We start from the raw sequence: 20670 nt of genomic DNA on the forward strand, positions 1-20670 counted from the left end.
CAGTGTAATCTTGGTTGGCATAGTGTGTCTGACTGCTATTGCTTTTTTTTATTCCAAGGTAGAGCGTAAGTCCAAGGTAGCTTTTTGACTGTGAAAGGACAATTGATAATACTAATGGGAGGAAAATCACGACCTGGGGCTAGACCTAAACGCACTTCAGATATCCGTAGCACCAGTTGCAGGGAAAAGTCCAACTCCTTTTTTCTATTAATAAAGTCGTTGTACAACTTTTTTTGCCCTTTTTGTAGCCCGTTGATATCAATTAGTGGTTTTTTTGCTAAATAGGTTCCAGCGACTTGATCGCGCTCGAAAACATCTTCTGCTGTCACAGTTTCCGAAAGTGTTTTCTTGGGAGCAATTAGGCTTGGACTCTGGGGTACTGCTAAGTCGCGGGTTAAGTCTGGTGATTTCCGAATCACGCGGCGCGATTGCTTGCTATGTTCAACTACTAAAGAACTGTTATCCCAGTCAACGTATACGGCAACATTATCAGATTTATTTTCAATGCTAATTCCTAAATCTTTCAAATCGTCAATTGGATATGAGGCTTTGAGTTTAAAGGAAATTCCAATTTTATCGTCGAGATTTTGTTCTTTGAGTTGCTCATCAACGGTTCCTTTCTTAAACTCAAACTTAATTTGGTCATCGATGGATTCAATCATGCGGTTAAAAACATAAGAGACACCGATAATATAAATCGTCAAAACTATTAAATTCTGGTCGCTACTCCTCATAACTCAAAAATCTTAACTCCCGGTGCTAATGAATATATATTCAGACTTATTGCTCATCTGCAATTTTTAATTGCGCTTGGTTACTACAGAATTTTGTAGCCAGCCTCGTCGCCAAAAAAAGAATAGCAAACCAAGTGCGATCGCTATCATTATTGCCCAGCAAAGTGGATAACCCCAATACCAATTCAACTCAGGCATATTATATGGCGATTTTTCGGTATTGAAATTCATACCATATATTCCAGCGACAAAAGTCAATGGAATAAAAATTGTTGAAACTATCGTTAGTACCTTCATGATTTCATTCATTTTGTTGCTTACTGCCGAAAGGTACACATCCATTAATCCAGATGCTAGTTCGCGGTAAGTTTCCACCATATCCATTACTTGCACTGTATGGTCATAACAATCTCGTAGGTAGATTCGCACGTCTTCACTAATCAAATCACTGCCATCTCGAATTAAGGCATTAATTGCATCCCGTTGGGGCCAGATAGCACGACGTAGTTGCAGTAATTCTCGCCGAATTTGATAGATATTTTGGAGTGTTTGTGGGGTAGGTCTGACTATTACCTCTTCTTCCAACTCTTCGATTCGCTCACCATAAAGCTCCAGCACTGGGAAAAAGCCATCAATAATTGCATCTAACAGGGCGTAAGCTAAATAATCCGCTCCCTGTTTACGGATGATACCTTTGTTTTTTTCAATCCGCGATCGCACGCCTTCAAAGCAATCATGTTCTGGTTCTTCTTGTACTGTCAACAAATAATTTTTTCCTAATATCAAACTCACTTGCTCGCTGTAAAAACCACATGTTTTTTCCTTTGGTACTACCATGCGGGCAATGAATAGCAATTGGTCTTCATAATCCTCTGTTTTGGGGCGCTCTGGTACATTGACTACATCTTCTAAAACTAGAGGATGTAACTCAAAAACATTACCCAATCGTTGTAATATGTCTTGACTACCTAAACCTTGTACATCTACCCAAGAAATCGATTCTGTTTCAAGATAGGGGACACACTCCTCTGGAGTTGCTACTTGTTCGCGGATGAAATTTGTTTGGTTATAGTCAATCAAGAAAATGATCGGTAGCGGAGCGTCTGCATTAATAAAAATGGTTCCTGGTAAAGTCCCTGGTTGGTGATAGAACTCATCATCATGTGGCTTGTTTAGTATTTTGGGAAGGCGACGCAGTTTTCGTGCCATGCAATATTACCTAATAGTCATTTGTTATTTGTCATTTGTCATTGGTAAAGAACAAATCACAAAGGACAGCTTACACGTAATTTTATAAAAATTAATATAAAGAAGGTAATTTCTAAACTATGGACTTACTAGGTTGCTAATTTGATCATCAGCCAGATTTAATCTGACGAATCTCAATTACGAATTACGTTAGCGTAGCGGTAGCGAGTCCACGTACTCTTTCAGAGAAGCAAGCTACGCTTTTAGCGTCTCGTAGAGAGCGTCATTACGAATTACGAATTGGTATAACATATTGCTTCTGAATCAGCAATATTACAAAAAAACAGTTTGCCTTGGCAAGACAAACTGCTAAAAAAATATTTATCTGGGCGAGCAGAAGTTAGAACATGCCCATACCGCCCATACCTCCCATGCCGCCCATGCCACCCATACCGCCCATGCCGCCCATATCAGGGGCAGGAGCAGCGGATTTTTTCTCTGGCTTTTCAACAACGATCGCTTCGGTGGTTAAAACCAAACCAGCAATGGAACCAGCGTTTTGCAAAGCTGAACGCACGACTTTGGCAGGGTCGATAATACCAGCAGCAATCAAGTCTTCAAATTCGCCTGTAGCAGCGTTGTAGCCAATATTGAAGTCGCTATCCCGGACTTTCGAGACGATTACAGAACCTTCAGCACCAGCGTTGTCTGCTATTTGGCGCAAGGGAGCTTCTAGCGCTCGTTGTACAATATCAGCCCCAATTCTTTCTTCGTCATTTTGTAAGGTCTTTTTAATCGCTTCTACTGCCTTAGCTAAGTGAATTAAGGTTGTCCCACCACCAGGAACAATACCTTCTTCCACAGCAGCTTTAGTAGCGTTGAGCGCGTCCTCAATCCGCAGCTTACGGTCTTTGAGTTCGGTTTCGGTTGCTGCACCCACTTTAATCACTGCCACGCCGCCAGCAAGCTTGGCGATGCGTTCCTGGAGTTTTTCTTGATCGTACTCAGAATCAGTTTCTTCCAACTGTCTGCGAATTTGACCAATCCGCTTTTGTACCTCTGGTTTGGTAACACTACCAGCGACAATTGTGGTGCTTTCTTTGTCAATGGTGATTTTGCGGGCAGTTCCCAGCGCTTCTAGAGAAGCGGTATCCAAACTTAAGCCGATTTCTTCCGAAATCAACTGTCCATCGGTGAGAATGGCAATATCTTCTAACAAAGCTTTGCGGCGATCGCCAAATCCAGGCGCTTTAATGGCAGCCACGGCTAGTACACCCCGCGCTTTGTTCACTACCAAAGTTGCCAAAGCATCACCTTCGACATCTTCAGCGATAATTAGCAAGGGCTGACCAGAACGGGCAACTTTTTCCAAAATCGGTACTAAATCTTGGATGCTGCTGATTTTTTTATCTGTCACTAAAATTCGGGCATTTTCAAATTCGACAATTTGCCGCTCGTTGTTGGTGACGAAGTAGGGAGAAATGTAACCCCTGTCAATCTGCATCCCCTCAACTACTTCTAGTTCAGTGGTTAGAGATTTAGATTCTTCAACGGTAATTACACCATCTTTGGTGACTTTTTCCATTGCTTGAGCTAACATTTGGCCAACTTCTTCATCGTTACCAGCAGAGACAGTAGCAACTTGAGCGATCGCACTTCCTTCTACTGGCTTGGCTATCTTGGCAATTTCTAGTACCAGTGCCTCAATAGTTTTGTCGATCCCGCGTCTCAAGCTAACAGGGTTACTACCAGCCGCGACGTTCTTCAAACCTTCTTTAATCAAGGCTTGTGCTAAAACGGTGGCGGTGGTTGTCCCATCCCCAGCAACATCTTTAGTTTTTGAGGCCACTTCTTGGATGAGTCTTGCACCAGTATTTTCCAAAGGATCTTCTAATTCAATTTCCTTGGCAACAGTGATACCATCGTTGACAATTTGAGGTGCGCCAAATTTTTTCTCTAAAAGAACATTGCGACCTTTAGGCCCCAAGGTGATTTTTACGGCATCGGCAAGGGCGTTAACACCCCTTTCTAGAGCTCGCCGAGATTCCTCATCAAATGCAATAATTTTCGCCATGTTTCATTTCTCCAGCGCTTCCATTAGACAATTTAGCACTCACAGCGCCAGAGTGCTAATCTCTCAAGCGGCTCAAGTTACAAATGGAAATAAAAAAAATTGATTAATATACAGGTGATGCTCATATTAGATACTGGCAGTAATGCTTGAATTGGGAGATGAATCTAGAGAACTCCCTTAAATACCTCGGTATTGCCGACCCTGGCGGCACCGGCTGGTTGGCAGTAGTATTTACGTTCCTTTTAGCTTGCCTTGTAACTTGGCGTTTAATTCCGACAGTACGCAAATTCGCCTTGCGGGTAGGTTGGGCTGACCAACCCAACGCCCGGCGACTCAACCGAGAACCTTTACCCAATGCTGGGGGGCTGGCTATCTACGCGGGTGTGATTGCCGCGCTGGTATTAGCTAGCCTTTTACGACCGATCGAACTCCAAACCGTGTTGGCTCAAGTGCTAACTATTCTGTTGGGGGGTTCGATATTAGTTCTTGTGGGCTTTATTGACGATCAGTTCGGCTTACCGCCCTCTGTGCGATTATGGGCGCAAATTGTCACGGCACTATTATTGGTAGCTAATGGCATCAGTGTTAAAGTTCTGTTTGGCACTCCCATCGACTCGTTCCTGTCCATATTGCTCACAGTACTATGGGTAGTAGGGATTACCAATGCCATCAACTTGATGGATGGTATGGATGGTTTGGCAGGAGGAATCAGCTTTATTACTGCAATGAGTTTGTTGGCAGTTGCAGCCCAATTTAACAATCGTGCAGCGGCAATTTTAGTACTCGCAGCTTTGGCAGGTGCCGCATTGGGTTTTTTACGCCATAACTTTCATCCTTCACGAATTATTATGGGTGATGCCGGAGCATACTTTTTTGGCTATGTGCTGGCAGCAACTAGTATTTTAGGTAAACTGCAACAAAACACAGTTTATGCCTTAATTCCTACGGTTTTATTTTTGTTGTTACCGGTGCTAGATACAACTCAAGTATTTGTGCGGCGGCTACTAGCAGGAAATAACCCTCTGAGTACTCCTGGCAAAGACCACCTACACCACCGCTTACTTGCTTGGGGACTATCCCAGCGCCATGCTGCGTTTACCCTTTGGTCAATTACCTTAGTTTTCAACTTGCTGGCGATGAGAATACAAGGTATGAGTTTGGCTGTAATGGTAGCTACCGCCAGTAGCATTATCCTTCTTTTGGGTTTTACTGTCTGGCAAAGAATACGCCAACAGCCTTAGTTGCTTGTAGGGTGAGCATTACAATGCTAGCCCTACTATGGTTTATTCTGTCCACAAAAAATTCAAGCTTGAGTTAAATTGTCTTGCAGCCAAACAACTAAGTCTCCTTCTGTGGAAAAATCTAACAGTGCTTCGGCTAGATTTTCAAGCTGTTCAATAGATAACTGGCTGATACGCTCTTGCAATTGCGGACTCAAATTACCAATGCGTCGTCGTAACTGGCGCATGACTAGCTCTAGAGTTGTTTCCTGCTTGAGTTCCTCATAAAGTCTAGTAGTTTTGATATCAAAATCACCGAGTCCAAACATTTTTATCAACTCCTGACGACTGATACGCGGTAGTTTGTAAACTACAATTGTTTCTATTAAATCTAGCACTTTTTTTTGAAGTGCTTTATCGCTCAATTCCGAACGTATCTTTGTAATCAAACTTTTGACTAATATGGGAGTTTGTTTTTTATTTACAACTACTAATTTGAGAATACCAACTCCCAAGGAATATTCAGTTACTTCTCCAAGCTCGTTTAAATATAGCCTCGTTACAAGTTGGCTTTCGAGTAAGACTCGATAAGGTTGTATTTGGCTTGGTTCAAGGCTGCGGCGAGGGAATATAACTACTGCTCGCCAATCTGAAGTAGGTGCGTAAAGTCGTAAATACAGAAATATTTCTGAAAATAAACGAGCATAAAATTCGTTATCTTTTTGAAATTGAACCTCTACAAAATAAATCGGCTTGAAATTGAACCTCTACAAAATAAATCGGCTGACTACTTGTATCAGCAATAGGAAGAAAGACTCCATCAATGCGAAATGCTGTTTGCTTTAATTCTACTGAAGCGAAATTATATGCATTTGCTTCTGATGGTTGCAGATTAATTAATTCAAAAAAAGCACTGGGGAAAGTTTGAAATAAACGATAAAAAATAGAGTCTGTTTTCATGATTAGTCTGTCAAATTTTATTTAATAAGTTCGTAGTTGGCGCTAAAGCTTCAACTACGAAAAATCGCTACCCCTCAACTATTTACGCCATTACCATACCGCCATCGACGTTAAAAACTTGTCCAGTGACGTAGGCGGCGGCGGGATCGGCAGCGAGGAAGCGCACCATACCAGCGATTTCTTCAGGCTGACCGAAGCGACCGAGTGGGATGTATTTGAGAATATCTTCGGGGTTGTTGAGATCGCTGGTCATATCGGTGGTGATGAATCCAGGGGCGACGGCGTTAACGGTGATCCCACGAGTCGCAAGTTCTTTGGCAACGCTTTTGGTGAAGCCGATTACACCTGCTTTGGCGGCGCTGTAGTTTGATTGTCCTGGGTTGCCCATTAGCCCAGCAACCGAAGTAATGTTGATAATCCGCCCCGATCGCTGCTTCAGCATAATTTTACTGATGGCGCGTGTACATAAGAAAACACCAGTGAGATTAAGGTCTATCACAGCTTGCCAATCTTCTGTCTTCAAACGCAAAAGCAGATTGTCGCGGGTAATACCTGCGTTGTTGACTAAGATATCCACACGACTAAACTTTTCGGTGACGGTCTTAATTAGTGCGTCTACTTGATCGCTTTTAGAAACGTCTGCTTGGATAGCGATCGCCTGACCTCCGGCTGCGATAATTTCTGCAACAACTGCTTCAGCCGCAGCACTAGAACTGGCATAATTGACAACTGCGATCGCTCCTTGTGAGGCTAATTCGATTGCGATCGCGCGGCCGATTCCTCGTGATGCACCTGTAATAATTGCGACTTTATCTTGTAATAATGTCATTTAATGTTCCTCAAACTTAGAAATACTGCGCTAATTATCTTATGGTGATTTCGGGAACATCTGAATATTGTCTAGATAATATCTAACTCTTGCGGGATGGCAATCTTGCTAGCATGATACAAATTAGATAGCTATATCTCGTTTTTAGCTAGATATAGCCCTACTGAATCAAAAGCGCAGAAACAAGATCCCCGACTTCTTTAAAGAAGTCGGGGATCTGCGAGTTGCAATTCTCACAAATAAAATAGATTTATACATAACTCGACTAAAACGAATTAACATTTTACTATAATTAAATATCTATAGTTGTTCCTCTGTAAATGGATGAATAATTCTAAGCAATATAATAGACATCTCCGAAAAACAATGTAGAGACGTAGCACTGCTACGTCTCTACAAGGGTTCTGGGGAACGCATCTTTAATTTCTGGAGATGTCTAATTAGCCTGACTCAATAGACTAGTAAGTGTTGCAGTTCTACCAATCGTAGACATCACTCTCGTGAATATCTTTATAATTATTTGGTTGCTCAGAATAGGTTTAAATACATATCTAATGCAGATGCACAAACCAAAATAAAATACGTTTTTTATTATAATTATTTAAGCTTTTGGCTAGCAAATCAGTCTATATTAACTAATTTAATCTTTTCCCAACAAAAACCATAAACCTATACCGATTTTATTTTCTAAGAATTACCATTGAAACAAACAGTTGAAAATCGGTATGTGTCATAATGGCAACTCAAAAAGAATTTAACAGCTTTGATGATATGCTGTCCGCTTCTGATGTACCTGTATTAGTAGATTTTTACGCTGAATGGTGTGGTCCCTGTCAGATGATGACGCCAATTTTAGAGCAAGTCAATAATCAACTTAAAGATCGCTTGCGGATCGTCAAAATCGACACAGAAAAATACACGGAATTAGCTACTCAGTATAAAATTGAATCTCTCCCAACCTTGGTATTGTTTAAGGAGGGTAAGCCTGTGGATCGGATAGAGGGAGTGAGGCAAGCAGCACAGTTGGTGCAATATCTACAAACAAAGATTTAAGCTAACACTTAGAATTTTGATTTTGCTTCTTAGAGACGCGATATATCGCGTCTCTTTTAGTAAACAGCAATTGTGCACCTCTGTGAATCAAATCACTTGATAAAATCTTAAGTAAATATTAAGCATATTTACTTATACGTCTAGAGAAAGTAGTTTAGAAATTAGGATAGCTATATTGTATAGATATAACAATATATCTTGACAAGTAAAGCAATATATGAATAATAAGCAACAAAGACCAGACAAAGCCTATATTTGGGTGAATATTGATTTTGATAAGGTTAAACATAGAATAGATGCGGTGACTTGCCAGATTGAGCGGGTAATACAAAAACACCAACTTTCCAATAAAACTGGTAAATCAGGCAAAAGAAATAATTAGTTTATTTGTAGTGGTGTTTCTGACTCCTGAATTCTGATTTCTGAATTCTTCTTCAATAAGCACTAAAGTTATCCTGTAGTCTTGCGTCGCAGTTTGCTTTAGGGGCAAAACCCTAACATCATCTGTCAGGCAGGTTGGGATAATTTAATCCCACCAATAGGAAACGAGCACTGCATCACCATCCTGGCGAATATCTTCACCCAATAGCGCTCCTTCCAATCTAGTTCTCAGTCGGCGCTTCAGCCGCAAACCGTAATCTTCATTCGTGCCATCAGTGACTTCTACTGAATCGGCCCGCCATTTTTTGCCCAAATTTAAAAGCTATGACACTTTTGTATCTTGGTTCTCTGTCAGGATGTATAGTAGACATCTCCAGAAATTAAAGATGCGTTACCCAGAACCCTTGTAAAGACGTAGCAGTGCTACGTCTTTACATTCTTTTTCGGAGATGTCTAGTGTATCGGCAGGATAAGCAATGAAATGGATAATGCTGGTTTCAGGCATGGGACGATAATTTGCCATTGCAAGGAGGGTATCGACCATACCACCAAAGCTTAAACCGTTTTCATCTGGTGCAAAGATTGGTTTTGTGAACAGAAAGCTGGCCCATAAATTTCTGTGGTTGGAAAGGTCAGTAATCACCTCTTTGCCATCAAACTCATTGAACCGACGCTGCCAAACCAAGGCAGCGAAGAGTTCTTGCGGAGAATAGGATTCCGCAATCGATTGGATTTTGCCTAAATCAAGCATCATATTGACGGTAAGTAATATTTTTAACAAAACATTTGTAACTACCCTTGCAGTTTATTTACCCAGTGCCTGCTATTCTTATAGTTACTTCGGTCTGTCATAGCAGATAGATTATCCTCGATAATGTTTTATTTGTGAGCGCTCATATACCATCGTGGTAATATGGGTGCTTTTACTTTATTGCTGATGGCAAAAATCCGGTTTAGTTTTGAGACGATATTTGGTGTTTGGTAGACTAAGCTGAGAGTGAAGCTTTAACTTGACCAAAACGGCGATCGCGATTTTGGTAACTCAACAAAGCTTGATGAAATGCTTCTCTATTAAAATCTGGCCAAAGAATATCGGTGAAATACATCTCTGTATACGCCATTTGCCACAAAAGAAAATTACTCAATCGCATCTCACCACTAGTACGAATCAGTAAATCTGGTTCTGGAGTATCTGCCGTATAGAGGTGTTGTTCTACAAGACTTTCATTCACTTCTTTCGCACTGAGTTCGCCTTGTTCCACGAGTTCAGCTAGTTGACGGCAAACTCTGGTAACTTCGTTGCGGCTACCATAATTAACTGCAACAGTAAAGTGGATTGCTTGATTGTTCAATGTCTCTGCCATTGAACACTCCATTTCCGTCTGTAGAGACTTGGGTAAAGCCGATAAATCTCCAATAAACGAGATTCGCACTCCTTCTCGATGCATCTGAGCCAACTCGCGGTGTAGTAATCGCTCAAACAAATGCATCAGAAAATCCACTTCTTCAACGGGACGCTGCCAATTTTCTGTTGAGAAAGCATAGGCTGTCAACACTTTGACTCCCCAATCTTTGCAGCAACGCAATAGTTCTTTGAGCGTACTTGCTCCTTGGCGATGTCCAGCGATGCGCGGTAATCCTCGACTGGTTGCCCATCGGCCGTTACCATCCATGATGACGGCGATATGTTGGGGGATTTTTTGGGAGTTTAAATCGCTGGGTAATTTTGATTTGTCACTTGTCATTTGTCATTTGTCCTTTGTTTTGACTAATTAGTTTCAAATAAATTTTGTAAGTACTCTGGTGTGAGGGTGTTGTTCCAACTCCACAGGCGATGCATTGTATAAGTGAAGGTGAAGAGGAGAGTTGCTTTGTTGGTTAATGACCAAGAATTCCAGTTGAGTGTACCCATCATGCGGCGGAGGGTACGCATCAGGTTGTTACGCTGATAGTTTTGCGATCGCGTTTTAATCAGCGTGCGTCCAATTCGCATCAACCCAGTATCAGGAAAACTCCAGACTCCAAACCCCCAGAATTTGGTCATGTGGTTAATTTCATCCTGTGCTAGTTCCTCTAGAACATCCTGGAGTGCGCCAGTGGTGTGAGCCATCAACCAAATATAAAGACAGGTTGCACCGTATTCTGTAGCAATGCGGTGTAAGCCGTGGCGATATAGGTCTTCGTGAGGGTCATCTGTGGGGAGATAACTTCTAACAGTCCGAAGTTTTGGGGTAATTTTCTCGCCTGTTAATTGGGTGTAGACTTTGATTAATGCAGGTGTGTGCTGACGTTCTTCCTTTTCCCACAAACCAAGTTCCAGCAGTTCGCCACTTTCACCGACTGTTCCACCAACAAACCGAGCCATCTGAGGATGCAATTTTTCCAAATACTGCCGACTAGTTTGGGTATAGCCGCGAATCGGTGCTTCTGTATCCATCGCACCTATCAAGATAGATAAAAATACCTCTGCGTCTAAGCCAATAATTTGATTGCGGTTAATCGTCTGCCAGTCGATGTGTTTCCAGGGACGCGGTTGGGGATCGGCAAACTGTATCGGTAAATCTTGCAGGCGATCGTGTAGTTTTTCGACTGCAATATATCTGTCTAGAAGTGAGCGAATGCGGCGCTGTGTTTGCAAGTAGTGGGGGCTGGGATAGCTTTGACCTGCTAAGTCTTCTGTGATTGGGCTGAGGGTGTTAAGCATATTTTTATACTTAAATTTTTATCTCTATGCCCAATAGCCTAAGCGATCGCACTTCGTTTTGTCAGTCGGCTGAAGTCGGCAGTTTTATGTGATGTAATTGGAAAAGTCGGGGAAAAGTCTAATGCAAAATATATGGATGATAAAGTCAAGCATTGAATTATGTGTACTACCGTGAGCTAAAGAATCTCTCTTAATAGTCGAAGTGCTATTTTACACTGTGTTACATTAGAACGAGTTTAGCCTGTACATAAATGTGGCTAAATCACTGAGTAGTGTTAAAGACGTAGCTAAACGAGCAAGAAATAGCTTATGCCATCAGATAATATAAAGATTATTGATAATCCTTCTTATAAAAAATTGCTAGAGACATTTTCAGGGATGAAGTCTGTCTTTCAAATTGTGTCTTTTCTGGAATTTATTGGGATTAAAAATGCAAATTTATCAGAGGCATTTAGTAACTTACCTGAGATTCAAGAACAATTAACAATTCTTTACATTCCTGATAAGTTTAATAGTTACTTTTCACAATTTGGCTGGGTAGCCTATGAATCATTAAATGTAGATTTAATGCAAAAAGCTATTGAATTAGCAGATAAGAGTAAATTTGAAGAAGCAGAAAATTTACTAACAGATTATTATAATGAAGAAACTCTTCAATGGCTACTCATAACAATGTCGGTAGTAAAGGAGTTTCGGAATAGAGAGGAATTTGCAAAACTCGCAAAGGAAGATTATCTGGCAGAAAGATATTATGCATGTGTACCAATTTTATTAATGCTTATTGATGGTTTGGTAAATGACATTGAGCAGACAGGTTTTTTTGCGGAAGGAACAGACCTGACAGCATGGGATTCAATAGCAGCACATAGTAGTGGGTTACAAGAATTATCCAAGCTATTTAGAGTAAATAGAAAGAAAACTAGCACTGAAAAAATTACGATTCCATATAGGAATGGTATTTTACATGGTAGAGATTTGGGCTATGCTAATAAGATTGTTGCAGCAAAATGTTGGGCTGCTCTGTTTGCGATAAAAGATTGGGCAATAGCTATTAGCAAAGGAAATAAAAATCCTCCCCCTGTTGAACAAAAACAAAGTATAATCCAAGCTTTTCAAGATTTTTTAGATATACAAAACCTTAAGAAAAATCTTAATGATTGGAAAAGTAGAGAACTAACTGTAGGAATAGATGTACCATCTACGGGTTCTCCTGATGACTATGATAACTATACGCCAGAGAGAGCTTTTGCCGAGTTTATGCTTTACTGGACGAACAGCAACTACGGAAAGATGGCAACTTTAATTACTGATTATTTAGATATACCAATCAATAAAAAAGCTGGACAAGTGAGGCAAGAATTTGGACATATCAAGCAAATTGATTTTCTAATAAGTTCTATCAACGATACAGCCCCAGTAACTACTACAATTATAGCTACTGTTAGATATATAGTAAAAAAAGAGGTAAAAACCTGCGAAATAACTGCTGATCTAATTTATATAAAAAATGAAACTAATAAAGCAACTTTGAGAGGTGAACCCAATGGAATGTGGAGCATACATCAACGTTCCTTCAATCCAATTATCTATTCAAATCTTGTATAAGAAACAAAATCATACTATGAAAGGAGTATCGCCCCGCTTACCGTTCTGGCAGTTCACCAAATTGCTGACGATAACGGTCAAGTTGTTTTTGTGCTAACTCCAACTGTTCTTCTGGAGTTTGATAGCGATTTCCTTGTTGGTCATACCAATACAAAACCTGACGCTGGATATTACCAGAGACGTATTGTGATCGCCCGATTCCCAAACCGATTTCTGGCATCCAAAAAGGTTCACCAATTTGCAATTGATAGCTACCATCTACTAAGCGATAAACTTCAAAAGGTTGATGGCGATCGCGTTGCCAATACTCTGAATTATAAATAATGTAATACAGTACCCCTAACTTGGCATAAATGTCTAATTTTTTATCGTATTCTCCACCCGGAGTTAAGGAGACAATTTCTAAAGCAAGAATGGGTGGAATTTCGTTTTCTTCCCAAAGAACATAACTCTTACGTGATTTACTTGCCTTGCGGCGTTCTACACCTAAGCTCAAAAATCCGTCTGGGACAATCGGCACAAGTGGACTAACCCCTGTGGTATGGTAAACGCCCATATCGACGCTGAAAAACCAGTCATTACGGTTTGCCCAAATATATTGCAGCAAGAAGAGAAGCAGGTTAGGAATAAAATTCTGGTCTTCGTTATCCACAGGGGTATCGTCTGAACAAGGAAGTTCAGCACTGCTAGGCAGAAATTGATGAGGGTCTGATTTCACCATAAGTAATAATGGTGCTGATGTTACCTAATGACCTTTATTTTATTAAATGAGAAAGCTTTATTCGGAAAAGTCGGGAAAAAAGTCGGATTTACAGAATCTTATCCGAAAAGTCCAACAACATAACTGTAAAGTAATTTATAGTTGTCCCTAAAATCTGAACTCCCCTTGTCGTTACACAATGGACGCTGAAGCAGCATTAGCATGGTTAGATGCCATAATTCCCCCGCAGACTGGGGAACGGTTGAGCGATTTGCAAAAAGTGATTCTTGTGCAAGTTTGGTTGGGTAGAAAATACTTGGATATCGCTCATTCTTACGGTTGTACGGAAGGACACGCCAAGGATGCTGGTTCTCAGTTATGGAAGTTGCTTTCTAAAGTATTGCGAGAAAAGATTACCAAAAGTAATTGTCGCGCTACTTTGGAGCGAGTTCTGAGAAAAACTACTGCTATATCATCAAGTCTGATTGATTACTCGCGATCGCCCCAACTCACCCCAAAATTAGAGGATACCAATTTTATTGGGCGAACAGAAGCGATCGCTCACCTGAATACTTTGGTAAATCAAGGCTCGAAAGTGATTGTTATCCAAGGTGAAGGCGGTTTAGGGAAAACTACTCTAGCGCAGCAATATCTGCATCAGGGGTTTGATTTGGTTTTAGAACTGCTGATGGCGAAGGAAACGCAGAATATCACCCCCGCCGAACGAGTAGTAGAGGAATGGCTTAAACAAGATTTCGATCGAGAACCTGGGGTAGAATTTGGGGTTACATTGGGACGACTCAAGCGCGAACTTCACAATCGGCGGATTGGGGTGTTAATTGACAATCTAGAACCTGCATTAGATCGACAAGGTGGGTTGATTGCTTCTCACCGCAACTATGTAGAACTATTACGGGTTTTGGCTGATGCGAGAGTCCAATCTGTTACCTTGATTACCAGTCGCGATCGCCTTTGTGAACCTGGACTAAATGTCAATCACTATCGCCTCCCTGGTTTGGATGAAAATGCATGGCAACAGTTTTTTAGCAAGCGGGGATTAACTATCAACTCGTCAACCTTGCAAATCATGCATCGCACTTATGGCGGTAATGCTAAAGCGATGGGAATTCTCTGCGGTTCGATTCAAGAGGATTTCGACGGTGATATGGTTCTTTATTGGCAAGAAAATCATGCCGATCCTTTAGCAGCAACCGACTTAAAAAATTTAGCCGTTAGTCAAATTAATCGTCTGCAAACCCTTGATCCCCAAGCATATCGTTTGCTTTGCCGTTTGGGATGTTATCGTTACCAAGATATACCCACCATTCCATCTCAAGGTTTGTTTTGTTTACTTTGGGATGTCCCACCCGATCAACATCGCCAAATTATCGCTTCCTTGAGAAATCGGTCTTTGGTGGAGTGTGAAAAAGGTGAATATTGGTTGCATCCGGTGATTCGGAAAGAAGCGATCGCACGTTTATGCCCCAGTGATGAATGGGAAATTGCCAACCACAAAGCCGCAGAATTTTGGACAAATAGTGTTAAAGAAATTGAAACTTTTAAAGATGCTTTGCAAGCTCTTGAAGCATATTATCACTACATAGAAATTCAAGAATTTGAGTTAGCGGGTAAGGTCATTCTCAAAAGCCGAAATAATCAATGGCAGCAGTTTTTACCTCTTGGTAGCACGTTGTATCGTATGGGTTTAATTCAACCGATACTTATGGCAATTAATCAAGTTGTTCACAATCTTGAAAATGACCAAAATCTCAGCGAACTTTACAATATATTGGGTGATTTATATTGGATAATAGGTAAAATTAGCCAAGCGATCGCCTGTCAAGAAAAGACTATTACTTTAGCAACCCAAACACTCAAATCACTTGTACCCCAGCCAGAAAATAAACATACAGTTTACTATCTGAGGATGCTAGAAGTAGATTCTTTATTAAGTATTGGTCTTTACAAAATAGATTTATGGGAACTAGAGGCTGCCGCAAATTTATTTCAACAAGTGATTTATCTGGCTCAAAATACCGAGCATCATCGCTGGGCGGAGAAAGCCTCAGTCTGTTTAGCTTTGGTGTATTCTTATTTAGGTTTGCGTGATGCCTCATCTGCATTAGCAAATGTAGCTTATCAAAATATTACGAACGAAAAATTGGTAGAACAAACTGGGAGATTTGTCTATTTCATGCAAATTTTAGGTCAAACCTACGTCAATTTAGGCGAATTTTCCCAGGCAAATCAGATATTCCAGCAAGCTTTGACTTTTGCTGAAGAAAGTCACTATATGCAGGTAAAAGCAAAAACTCTCAATGGTTTAGCAGAAATCCATCGACAACAAACAAACTTTGTATTAGCTCTTGCTAATCATACAGAAGCAATCGAACTTTTGGATAAAATAGGTGCAAAGTGCGATCTAGCTGAAGCTTATTTTCAATTGGGTTTAACTAATCAAAAAATGGCAAAGCCCGATGAAAATCAAATGAACTTCAATCGGGCGATTCAGCTATTTACTGAAATTAAAGCACCGAAACAAGTTGAAAAAATCTCCAACCTGTGTTAATTAAAGTTTGTGTCACAGTAATTGAGTGAGCTAGTGCAACACCAATTTATTCATGGCGAGTATAGGAATCCTCAAATTGAGTTTTGAGTCTCTGAGCCATAACTGCCAAAATAATTAATGTTATAGAAGTAGATACTGCGGCTATTTTTATTCCAGAAGTATCTGTAAGTATTGCGATAAAAGCGAAAGCGATCGCAACTCCTATACAGCTTTGTTGTAATTGTTTGGTTAAGCGATAACCTTGGTTACAAGAATTACAAATCAGTGTGTGTTGTGAGAATCGATCTAAGGTTTTTAAATGTTTATTATCCTCGCTATTATCAATATTTTTGGCAGTAGAATAACCTTGATAAAAAGGCAAAGATGAGCCGTATTTATCTAACCACCTGCGATAGGCAACGACTAATGTATCTGATGTTTTGAGCGGTAAATACAATTCTTTTAATTTTTTTCCTAACCGCTCAATTTGCCCCTTTTGTTCAACAACTATTTGCAAATCACCTTCCAAGACTTTGTTACGGGTGATTATATGATCTAGCCAAGGAGGCATCAACTTCGTTTTCAAATCAAAAAAGTTACTATAATTTCTGACGAGAATCCGACATCTATTTCTACCGAGGGGAATTGAATACAAAGCTGTTCCCAAAAATCTATTTTCCTGTTCATTCCCAAGTCTGTAAAGAACTAAGTTTGGAGCAACAAAGTCTAATAATTGCCAGGGCTGATTGGGTTTTTTTGTCTTTCGATATCTTCCACTAATTCCTTGATGGGAACTCTCAAGGACTTCTATTTCTAGTGGTTGGGCTTCAGTGCGATCGCTAAATATGCCCTCATGACTAATAGGAATATGCGCGGGGTCAATAACGTTTTCAATAAAATAGCTTTGATCGTAAGGCAAGTCTCGCATGTAATCTAAGTTAAAACATTCTGGTTTATCCCAATCTGGTACAGTTGGTATTAACTCATCAACAGCGGCTTCAGCTTCACCAGCCCAAATCCAAATAATTCCTTGACGTTCTATAACTTTAAAGGATGATACACAAGCATTAATAGGAATTTTTGCTTCTTTTGATAACTGGGGAATATGCAAACATTTACCATCTTGGCCAAATTGCCAACCATGATACAAGCACTCTATTCTACCATCAATAATTTGTCCATCAGACAGTCTAGCTGCACGGTGGGCACAACGATCTGTTAAACAAATTATCTGTCCATCTGTGTTTTTAAATAAAACAAAAGGCTCCTCATATAATGAAAATCTATAAGGCCGATTTATAGGAAAATCTTGGAGAAAACATACAGGATACCAACATTCTCTCCAATCAAATTCTGACTGAGATTCAGGAGTCTCGAAAGTAGAATTTTTAGGTGTCGTCTCTATTTTTTTTGTTTCTAATATCATATTTTTCTCCAGAGTTATATCAGTCTATTCCTCAGCAGAAATTATCCAATTTGGTAGCGGTAGTTGCATTTGTTCTTAGTCCAATTTTCTCTGCTGAACTCTAATAATTAATAGTAGAATTCACCACCACTACACTTAGCTGTGAGGCGTGTATACTTAATTTTTTTGCAATTAAAGCAGTTTTCTATTACATGAAGTACAAAGTTATGGGTTTTACGCAGGAAGTAGAAACTCTTTAGTCTAATTTTGAGTTCTGCATTTTCTACTTCATTTACTTGAAAATTGCTGTACTTTACAGAAGGCTATCTCAAATATTTATTCTATATACAATTTTTTAGGAATATTTACAACCCTCTTCCGGCACAAATATTGTTTTACTCGTTTATTACTGATACAAGCTTTATCAAAATAATTAAATAATACATTTATTGAAATAGACAATTCAGTATAATATTTTCCCTACTGCTGACCATCCATACAGAATGAACAACAAAACACTTGTAGAGACGGCGATTTATCGCGTCTCAAAACCCCAAAATTGTTGCAGCCCTTAACTAAACCGTATTGATCCATAGTCAATGTCTTAAAATTGGCTACAGCTAAAGTAATTATTTACTCACCCATTGCTCCCATTGTTGAGCAGATCGATCGCGTTCTGCCTGTGACCCTACAGGATCATAACTTCCTAAACTCTGCCACAACTTATTCCAGTCATGCCCTTGGGGTAACTTACTCACCACAGCTTTAACAATCAAAAAAGCCCGTTCACGAGTCGAATCATTGGGTGCTTGCAGCAAAGGAACAACCAAAGGTAAAACTTCTTTCCCCCCTCGCATTAAAGGATACATCGAAGCTGTGTAGGGATTGTGTAGTATATCAGGGTAATCATCAATGGTAGCAACCAAAGCGGCCAATGCACGTTTATCCCCTAATGTATATAGGGCAGTGGCAGCACGGGCGCGTACTTCTGGATTCGTGTCATGGGTAGCTTGGAACAAAGCATCGGCACTGGCGGGGTCGCCAATTTCGCTCAATCCCTCGGCGGCAAGCCGACGGGTACGGGGATTGGAATTAGTCAAGGCTTCCAACAAAATAGGGGTAGCTTGTTTGCCTAAACGGATCAATTCACCCAGAGCTAAAGCGCTAGTGTCTTGATCTGCTGAATAGAGCCGTGCTTTAATCTGCTCCATAGGTGTTGCAGTCGCGTCTTGATTATTCATATACAAATTTCCTCCAACGACCAGTATCAAAACTGTCATGAATATTCCTGCCGTTCTCCAGATCACGGTGTTGCTCCTCCTCCACCGGCTGGTGCTGCTACTGGCACATGCTGAAAGCTCAAAACAACCCGGCGATTGCCCCGACGATTTGCTTCTTTATCTTGGTTAGTAGTGGCATCTGGGGTGAAGTCTTCGGTTGATCCAGAGCCGATGGTTACAGCACTAATTTGAGTTTCAGCTACACCCTTAGCACGCAAAGCTGCTCCAACTGCCTGCGCTCTGCGTAAAGATAAATCCAGGTTGTGTTGAGAAGCACCGCCGCGTCTGTCAGCGAAACCTTCGGGAGTAACTTTTACGTCAGGGAAGCGCCGCAGGTAATCCAGGAATGTATCGATTTTGCCTGTTTCGCTGGAACTGAGTTGGTCGTTATCAAAATCAAAGTAGAAAATAACTGGTTCATGTACGTAAAAATCTCGATGCTTCTCCAGAGCCGCATCAAAAGTGGCAGATTGCCCATCCTGTGCTGATGCCTGATCGTTCTCAACTTTACCAGCCCGAATCTGGAAGCCCCAATGAAGCGCGCCGTAAGTTGTCATGGTGTCTTCTCCCTTAGCCACCGTCTGAAAGTCGAAGTTGAACTCACCAGCCCCTCCGGGAGCGTCGGTTAGCTCTGCGGCTTTGATGTCGGTGGGGTCATCGGAGCGTTTGTAACCGATAGTGGCTCCGCTTGCACCACTGGAGGAAGGCCGCGACAGTCCAGGGGTTGCTGGATTGGGTTGGGCTGGGTCGTTGCCAAAGGGATACTGAGCAGGTAAGGCACTTCCGGCTGGGGCATTGGTTCCTGTACCACCGTGGGCAGGTGCATCATTATGCAGTGCATCAGTGAAATATCCGCCCTCAACTCCTGTGGTGGCATCAGCAGTGGTGCGTAGGCTAGCACCACGAGCCGCAGGTAAAGACTGAGGTTCGACGTTTGTGCCTGTAGCATTTGTCAAACGCACAATTTGAATCAGTCCAATTTGGTTAGAGTAGGGGGCGGTGGTTTTGGGTTTGAAACGAATAGTAATCGGTAGACTCGCCCCGTTTGGTGTGGCATTGACTTCAAAAGTACCGTGAGTCAGGTCGTATGTGGGGTTAATTGCCCGTTGAATTAATTTTCTCTGGGCTGCACCTGTCTGCTGTACTACATGAGTCAATTCATGGGCGGTTAATGCATCATTACCTGGTGACTTACCTGCACTAAAGAAAATGTTTTGCTGGTGCGTAAACGCCTGAGCATTCAAATCCCGATTCATTTGTACCGATTCATTGCCTGTATGTACGCGCACTTGGCTAAAATCAGCACCAAAGCGGGGTTCCATATAGGAGCGTACCGTATCTGGTAACGGGCTGCCTCCACTTTCACTGCTGTTTAGTCGAGCCTCAAAATTATCCTCAGTCTGGAAGCTGCCATTGGTAGCGAGTTGTAGCGATCGCTTTGTCTGCAATTCCTCTTCTTCTTCTGGCATTGCTTCCCGTTGCACCAAGGGAGTTATGGCGGCTGCTAGAGGTTTAGTTTGTACTTGGTCTTGAGTCTGTGTATTTTGTAAACCTATGGGTTCAGGTTGAGCCATTCGCATGATCTGCTCGGCGACTTTATCGGCTTCCTGCTCATAATAATCGTCTGGCGCACCAACTGTAAGTTTTGCCTGGGGACGATGCAAGGATATGCGACTAATGTCGTGATTAAGGGGCTGTTGTTTGATAGCTTGTGGTTCCAATAGCTCATCAATAGGCTGCACCTCTTGAAGGTCAATTGATGCCTCAGCTAGTCTTTGGATTGAATCACTATTTGTTTGTAAACCAAAGCCACGTGTTGGAGAAGCTAGTGTAGGAATAGTTGAGGAGGCAAGGGCAGGATTGCTAAAAGTTGATGTGGCTGATTTCTGATGCCCAAGCGTGCGTAGAACTCCAGTGGCTTGTCGTCCGACATCGCTCATCTCACCTTTCCTCCATCAATATTCTGATTAACGGATATTATAGAATTTG

General features: G+C 41.2%; 18 protein-coding genes. 5 read left to right on the forward strand and 13 right to left on the reverse strand.

Features of this window, described 5'->3' with window-relative positions; all coding sequences use genetic code 11:
• Positions 1-35: 35 nt before the first annotated feature.
• From HWQ39_RS12120 to groL, 3 genes are all read right to left on the reverse strand, one after another.
• Positions 36-734, reverse strand: a complete 699-nt coding sequence (locus HWQ39_RS12120; RefSeq protein ID WP_292844693.1) for a hypothetical protein — start codon at positions 732-734, stop codon at positions 36-38.
• A gap of 66 nt (positions 735-800) precedes the next feature.
• Positions 801-1943: a magnesium/cobalt transporter CorA gene (corA, locus tag HWQ39_RS12125; RefSeq protein WP_292844696.1), complete on the reverse strand. Its 1143-nt coding sequence runs from the start codon at positions 1941-1943 to the stop codon at positions 801-803.
• A gap of 379 nt (positions 1944-2322) precedes the next feature.
• Positions 2323-3996, reverse strand: coding sequence for a chaperonin GroEL (groL, locus tag HWQ39_RS12130; RefSeq protein ID WP_292844699.1), 1674 nt, complete (start codon positions 3994-3996; stop codon positions 2323-2325).
• 158 nt (positions 3997-4154) lie between these two features.
• Here groL and HWQ39_RS12135 point away from each other — a divergent pair, with 158 nt between their 5' ends.
• Complete coding sequence (locus HWQ39_RS12135) at positions 4155-5237, forward strand: MraY family glycosyltransferase (protein WP_292844702.1); 1083 nt, start codon at positions 4155-4157, stop codon at positions 5235-5237.
• 62 nt (positions 5238-5299) lie between these two features.
• On the opposite strand, the gene HWQ39_RS12140 is transcribed toward HWQ39_RS12135, so the two are convergent.
• The 3 genes from HWQ39_RS12140 to fabG all read right to left on the reverse strand — a co-directional run bounded on the left by HWQ39_RS12140 (position 5300) and on the right by fabG (position 7005).
• Positions 5300-5965: a DUF2887 domain-containing protein gene (locus HWQ39_RS12140; RefSeq protein WP_292844984.1), complete on the reverse strand. Its 666-nt coding sequence runs from the start codon at positions 5963-5965 to the stop codon at positions 5300-5302.
• Complete coding sequence (locus HWQ39_RS12145; RefSeq protein ID WP_292844705.1) at positions 5931-6176, reverse strand: DUF2887 domain-containing protein; 246 nt, start codon at positions 6174-6176, stop codon at positions 5931-5933. Before HWQ39_RS12145 ends, HWQ39_RS12140 begins: the two co-directional genes overlap by 35 nt.
• Positions 6177-6258: 82 nt before the next feature.
• Positions 6259-7005, reverse strand: coding sequence for a 3-oxoacyl-[acyl-carrier-protein] reductase (fabG, locus tag HWQ39_RS12150; protein ID WP_292844708.1), 747 nt, complete (start codon positions 7003-7005; stop codon positions 6259-6261).
• Positions 7006-7740: 735 nt separating this feature from the next.
• Here fabG and trxA point away from each other — a divergent pair.
• Together trxA and HWQ39_RS12160 are read left to right on the forward strand one after the other, a co-directional pair.
• Positions 7741-8058, forward strand: coding sequence for a thioredoxin (gene trxA, locus HWQ39_RS12155; RefSeq protein WP_179067113.1), 318 nt, complete (start codon positions 7741-7743; stop codon positions 8056-8058).
• A 217-nt stretch (positions 8059-8275) separates the two neighbouring features.
• On the forward strand, positions 8276-8440 hold the full coding sequence (locus tag HWQ39_RS12160; protein WP_292844713.1) for a hypothetical protein: 165 nt from the start codon (positions 8276-8278) through the stop codon (positions 8438-8440).
• Positions 8441-8830: 390 nt separating this feature from the next.
• On the opposite strand, the gene HWQ39_RS12165 is transcribed toward HWQ39_RS12160, so the two are convergent.
• From HWQ39_RS12165 to HWQ39_RS12175, 3 genes are all read right to left on the reverse strand, one after another.
• A complete protein-coding gene (locus HWQ39_RS12165; RefSeq protein WP_292844716.1) occupies positions 8831-9220 on the reverse strand; it encodes a hypothetical protein in 390 nt (129 codons plus the stop codon).
• A gap of 205 nt (positions 9221-9425) precedes the next feature.
• Positions 9426-10184, reverse strand: coding sequence for an isoprenyl transferase (locus tag HWQ39_RS12170; protein ID WP_292844719.1), 759 nt, complete (start codon positions 10182-10184; stop codon positions 9426-9428).
• A gap of 23 nt (positions 10185-10207) precedes the next feature.
• Positions 10208-11143: a ferritin-like domain-containing protein gene (locus HWQ39_RS12175; protein ID WP_292844722.1), complete on the reverse strand. Its 936-nt coding sequence runs from the start codon at positions 11141-11143 to the stop codon at positions 10208-10210.
• Between the two features lie 309 nt (positions 11144-11452).
• On the opposite strand from HWQ39_RS12175, the gene HWQ39_RS12180 reads away from it, so the two are divergent.
• On the forward strand, positions 11453-12748 hold the full coding sequence (locus HWQ39_RS12180; protein ID WP_292844725.1) for a hypothetical protein: 1296 nt from the start codon (positions 11453-11455) through the stop codon (positions 12746-12748).
• A gap of 37 nt (positions 12749-12785) precedes the next feature.
• Here HWQ39_RS12180 and HWQ39_RS12185 read toward each other — a convergent pair whose 3' ends face one another.
• On the reverse strand, positions 12786-13469 hold the full coding sequence (locus HWQ39_RS12185) for a Uma2 family endonuclease (RefSeq protein WP_292844728.1): 684 nt from the start codon (positions 13467-13469) through the stop codon (positions 12786-12788).
• Between the two features lie 178 nt (positions 13470-13647).
• Between HWQ39_RS12185 and HWQ39_RS12190 the strand changes: the two genes are divergently transcribed.
• Positions 13648-16017 carry an NB-ARC domain-containing protein gene (locus HWQ39_RS12190; RefSeq protein WP_292844730.1) on the forward strand — a complete coding sequence of 790 codons (2370 nt, stop codon included), beginning with the start codon at positions 13648-13650 and terminating at the stop codon, positions 16015-16017.
• Between the two features lie 46 nt (positions 16018-16063).
• Here the strand turns inward: HWQ39_RS12190 and HWQ39_RS12195 are convergent, their stop codons facing one another.
• From HWQ39_RS12195 to HWQ39_RS12205, 3 genes are all read right to left on the reverse strand, one after another.
• The gene (locus tag HWQ39_RS12195) at positions 16064-17422 is read right to left on the reverse strand and encodes a Rieske 2Fe-2S domain-containing protein (protein ID WP_292844732.1); all 1359 of its coding nucleotides are present in this window, start codon (positions 17420-17422) and stop codon (positions 16064-16066) included.
• A 608-nt stretch (positions 17423-18030) separates the two neighbouring features.
• Positions 18031-18642 (reverse strand): HEAT repeat domain-containing protein, encoded by a 612-nt coding sequence (locus tag HWQ39_RS12200; protein WP_292844735.1) that lies wholly within the window; start codon positions 18640-18642, stop codon positions 18031-18033.
• Positions 18643-18704: 62 nt separating this feature from the next.
• Positions 18705-20621, reverse strand: coding sequence for a DUF4157 domain-containing protein (locus HWQ39_RS12205; RefSeq protein WP_292844739.1), 1917 nt, complete (start codon positions 20619-20621; stop codon positions 18705-18707).
• Positions 20622-20670 lie beyond the last annotated feature (49 nt).

The organism is Nostoc sp. NMS8 (genome assembly GCF_017115045.1).
GTDB lineage: Bacteria > Cyanobacteriota > Cyanobacteriia > Cyanobacteriales > Nostocaceae > Nostoc.